At 34.5% G+C, this 4,370-nt stretch carries 3 protein-coding genes; all 3 read left to right on the top strand.

The window, feature by feature from the left end; all coding sequences use genetic code 11:
- Nucleotides 1–142: 142 nt before the first annotated feature.
- Nucleotides 143–403, top strand: a complete 261-nt coding sequence (locus AC1DRF_RS17735; protein WP_050691311.1) for a hypothetical protein — start codon at nucleotides 143–145, stop codon at nucleotides 401–403.
- Entirely contained in the window at nucleotides 400–3,906 is a 3,507-nt protein-coding gene (locus AC1DRF_RS17730; protein ID WP_477741288.1) for a CgeB family protein, read from the top strand. The genes AC1DRF_RS17735 and AC1DRF_RS17730 overlap by 4 nt, the downstream gene beginning before the upstream one ends.
- A 10-nt stretch (nucleotides 3,907–3,916) precedes the next feature.
- A partial coding sequence (locus tag AC1DRF_RS17725; RefSeq protein WP_477741287.1) for a glycosyltransferase family protein occupies nucleotides 3,917–4,370 on the top strand: 454 nt, incomplete at its 3' end.

Raw genomic sequence — 4,370 nt, 5'->3', positions numbered from 1 at the left:
GTTGTTAAGAGATCCTGTGCTGCGTGCAACCATGAGCAACAACTGTAAAACAGCTAAATTTAAATATAATTGGGAAAATGAACAGCTTCAACTTCTGAAAGTCTATCAAGCAATATAAAGTAGAAAGGAGTTATTTAAAGGCATGGCCGTAGAATTAAAAAATCATGTACCTGCAGATGTGTTGGAAAAAGAACTGGCTTTAGTCAAAAAAGAGCTAATCGTTCAATTAAATATGAGAGAAAAAGAGCTCAAAGAATATAACGATCTGCAAAAGCGTTACGTAATGTTAGAGAAACGTTATGCTGCAATTACTCGATCTTTTTTGGGGAAAGTAACGTTAAAGTATTGGAAACTGAGAAGAAAACTGAGCAATAAAAACGTATCAAAGGGGAATGCTAAATGATAATCGATGTTCAAGAACGGATGAAATTGATTAATCAAAAGAGAAAATGGGTAACCGCTCCACGTGTTCAAAATATAGAATTTGTAGAAGTTGAATTTAATAGCGGTTGGTTTAGAAAAAGTGAAGCGTCTGTTTCATTTGATACGGAGTCAAGAACTTTTACGTCTGCTTTAAATTCTACTGAATATACCTATCTAACTTATCGAGAACAAAATTTAGATTTTCAAAAAGGGCCTGAAGAAGAAATAATTAAGCCAGCCTCTCCTACAGAAACGATTGTCTTTAAGGGTAGTAGTAAAGGTGCTGTGATAGAGTTATTTATCATTGAGTATGGTGAGGACGGTAAGCTCAGTACGCATAGAGTTGAAATGAATGGTGAACAAACGCTGACTTTTTCTGAAGAAGTTCAACAAATACGATTAGCGATCCGAGTAAAAGGAAGCGGAAGCTTTAAAATTGAACAGCTTTTAATTGGAGAAGAAAATTATTGGAATCAAAATGAACTTTCAACAGCAGGAAATTATATTGTACTAGAGCAAAACCAATGGTATATTCCTAAATCAAATAAGCTCTATTATAATCCTTGGGAAAAAACATTTCATATAAATTTTTCAGAAAAGCAGTTTGCTTATCTTACTCACCGAGAAGGGAATGCCTCATTTTCAACAGAACCTAAACTGGCTGTTCCTTTGAATGTAGACAAGCTTTCAGTAGTATTTAATGGAGAAAAAGATTCAGCAGTTGACCTTAGATTGGCATTTATTTTCTATAGAAATGGAAAAAAAGTTGAAACCACTGAACTCAAATTAGCTACTCAAAAACTAATAGTTGTTCCCGAAAAAGCCGATTCGATGCGCCTGGCTATTAGAGCCGCTGGACAAGGTGAATTTTCTATCCATAATCTTATTATAAATAATGTGTCATATTGGTGGAATAAGGATATTAAATGGAATGCACAATATCCGTTAAGTGATACTTCTTATAAGTTGTTATTAAATCAAAAAACATTGGTTGGATGGGAAGAGTCAAATAATCAAGTTGTTTATTCTCCTTGGAACCAAGTATTTGAATCAAAGCTCCAAGGAAATGAATTTGTTCATTTACATTGCCTTGGCGCAAATGAAAATAGCACATACCGCTTAACGCCTAAAAAAGATTATAACTATACGATAATTCCTGTTGGGCAAACCGATGGAGATGTAGAAGTTTCAGTATTAGCTGTTGGCTATAAGAATGGAAAGAAAGTAGAGTTCCATCAACTAGCACTTAATAACCAATCTCCACTTCGTTTTCAAAAAGACACTGAGTATGTGGAGTTCTTAGTTCGAGTGACAGGCCAAGGGTTCTTTAAAGGACTAAAGCTTTGTTACAATGAAGAGCCCATTGAAATTACAAATCAGCTTGAATTAGATTTAAAAGATTCTAATTGGTTTATAGGCTCAAAAAAAGCTTTACAATTGTCAGCTCAAGAAACGTCGCTAGAAGGACATGCAGATATTGAAGATGGAAAAAACGTGTATATGTCTTACAAAGAAACAAATAATAGTTTCAAAATGTTACCTACCCATCATTTAATGACTATGCAGAATGGTTTTGAGTATGAATTTTTTGTAAAAGGAAAAGTAGAAGAAGGCGTTACTGTTATTCYGATGTTTATCGGCTACTCTGATAATGAGAAAGTTCAAGTTTTACAGTTGAAATTTAACTCACTGACAAGAATTCAGCCCCATCCTGATGTAAAACAATTTAGAGTTGCTTTACGTATCTCAGGAAAAGGTGATTTTTTAGTAGATACGTTTGATGTGAATGAGATGAAAACAATTGACGCGCAATTTCCAATTAATTATATGGATAAAGCAGAAGTAGATGCTTTCAAAACATTGCCTTCTAAATCAATTAGAGAAATGAAAATGGCCGTTATTTTCGATGAATTTACTACTGCATCTTATGAGCACGAATGTACATTGATTAAGATGACGCCAGATAATTGGCTTGAGGTCATGACAAAGGAACAGCCAGATTTATTAATGGTAGAATCCGCATGGCGAGGTAACGGTGGTGTTTGGGATAAGCAAGTCGGCTATTACGGCGAAGAAAACATGAAGCCTCTTTTCTCTATGTTGCAATGGTGTAAAGAACATAATGTTCCTACAGTATTTTGGAATAAAGAAGATCCTGTTCACTTTAATCGTTTTATTGAAACGGCTAAACGCTTTGATTATATCTTCACGACAGACGAGAATATGGTTCCGTTCTATCAAGAACATGCAGGACATCAAAATGCTTTTTCATTGCCTTTCGCTGCACAGCCTGCTATTCACAACCCGACAAAAATTGTCGATAAACGAGAGAACAAAGCTTGTTTTGCAGGTTCCTATTATCGTCGTCATGAAGAAAGATGTATTGATATGGATCGTTTATTGGATGCGGCTGCAAAAGTAGGTTTAGATATTTACGACCGAAATTATGTACAAAACCTAAAAGGATTAATGCCTAATCATCAATTCCCGGATCGTTTTCAACCGTTTATCAAAGGGAATTTAAAATATTATGAAATCGATAAAGCTTATAAAGGCTATCAAGTAATGATTAACGTAAACACGGTAAAAGAATCTCCTACAATGTTTTCACGTCGAGTATACGAAGGCTTAGCTTGTGGTACACCGGTTATCAGTACCTATGCTCAAGGTATTGAAGAAATTTTTGGTGATTTGGTATACATGTCCGAGAATCCTGAAAGTTTGTATGAAGAATTCAAAAAGCTGCTAGAAGATGAAAGGTATTATGAACAAAAGGCTCTAACAGGTATTCGAGATGTGTTGACAAAACATACGTATACACACCGGTTGAAGTACATTATTGAAAAGGTTGGCTTGAATTTTGTTGCTACTTCACCAGCTGTTACGGTTGTGGCATGTGCTAACAGTTTGAAAGAGTATGAAGAAATTGTTGAGCAATTTAATCTTCAAACCTACGAAAATAAGCAATTATATATATTAGTTGACACGTTTGATGGATATTTAAATCTTTATAACAAATACAATACGGCTACTATTCATACGTTTGTGCGCAGTTATATGCATAATTACTTAAATATTCGTGATTGGATTTCTAGTCCTTATGTGACATACTTTGATAAGGAAAGCTACTATGGAGCCAATTACTTATTGGATTTAATGTTAAGTACAACGTTTACTGATAGCGATTTTATTGGAAAAGCTACTTACTACACGTTAGATCAAGAGCAAGTGAAAGAGCAAAATGAGGGTAGAGAGTACGAATACGTAACAGATTTGTCTCCAGAGCGTACCGTTGCCAAAACAACTGTATACAGTAATGTTTCACTTGAGAAAGTAATTGAAATGTTCGAACAGAATCAACGCTTAGCATCTTATGCGAGATATGGAAAGCAATTTTTTAGTAATGATAAATTTAACTACTTAAAAATTAAAAACCATACTGATAAAAAACTAGATTCTATTCTAAAACAAGTAGAGTTATGAGGTTTTAATAATGAGAAAAACAAAAGTGTTATTTGCAGGGCATGATTTAAAATTTGCGGGTATTATTATGAATGATCTCTCAAATAGAGCAGAATATGAAATTAAAACGGATGAGTGGACTGGACACAATGCTCACGATGAAGCACAAAGCAAATTATGTTTGGAATGGGCAGACGTTATTGTTTGCGAATGGGGTTTAGGAAATGCTGTATGGTACTCAAACCACAAGAAGCCTCATCAACGTCTAATCGTTCGGATGCACCTTCAAGAAAGAGATACAGTCTATCCATTGCAGTTTAATATGGAAAAAATCGATAGGATTATTGCTATTTCTCCTTATGTATATGAAGAATTTTATCGCATCTTCAAGTTTCCGCGCGAGAAAATGACAATGATTTATAATATTGTTGATGCCAACAGATTAGATAAGCCTAAAGTGAATGATGCTAGATTCCACCTTGGTA

It is taken from the genome of Priestia sp. P5_B4 (assembly GCF_056400385.1).
This window is presented reverse-complemented; position numbering and strand designations above follow the sequence as displayed.